Origin of the sequence: Mesorhizobium sp. M7A.F.Ca.CA.002.04.1.1, assembly GCF_004022805.1 — a bacterium.
Taxonomy (GTDB): domain Bacteria; phylum Pseudomonadota; class Alphaproteobacteria; order Rhizobiales; family Rhizobiaceae; genus Mesorhizobium; species Mesorhizobium ciceri.
Genome location: NZ_RZPL01001290.1, coordinates 1 through 519 on the forward strand (window position 1 = coordinate 1; position 519 = coordinate 519).

A 519-nucleotide genomic window follows, 5' to 3' on the forward strand; every position below is an offset into this window, starting at 1 on the left:
GGACGACGGTATCGGCCTCCAGCATCGTTCCATCGGTCAAGATGACACCCGTGATGCGGTCGCCCTGCCGCTGGAGGCTCTCGACCAACGTGTTCTGCATGATCCTGGCACCACTGGCGCGGGCGGCACGGGCAATAGCATTGGTGGCGCCGAAGGCATCGGCATAGCCATACTCGGGTTCCCACAGCGCCAGCGCGACATTGTCCAGGGCAAAGCCCGGTGCGGCATCGGCAAAGGCCTGCGGCGACAATGTCTTGATGCGCGCGCCCTCGCCGCGGATGCGTTCGGCTGCCGACGTCCAGCTCGCCTTGTTGTCGTTGCCGCAGACCCACATCATGCCGATTTCGGTGACAAAGGATCCTTCGCCCGCGATTTCGGGCAGCGACACCAGGATCTCTCGGCCACGGATGGATAGCTGCGACAGTTCCGGCATCAGGTAGAAGGCGTGCAGCAGCGCCGACGATTTGCCCGACGGGCCGCCGGCGGGATGGGTCTGCTCGACCAGCGTGACCTTCACAC

At 64.7% G+C, this 519-nt stretch carries 1 protein-coding gene; it reads right to left on the minus strand.

All coding sequences use genetic code 11. The features are described 5' to 3' along the window. Positions 1-519: FAD-dependent oxidoreductase (locus tag ENZ75_RS33845; RefSeq protein WP_164888283.1), on the minus strand; the 519-nt coding region annotated here is incomplete at both ends.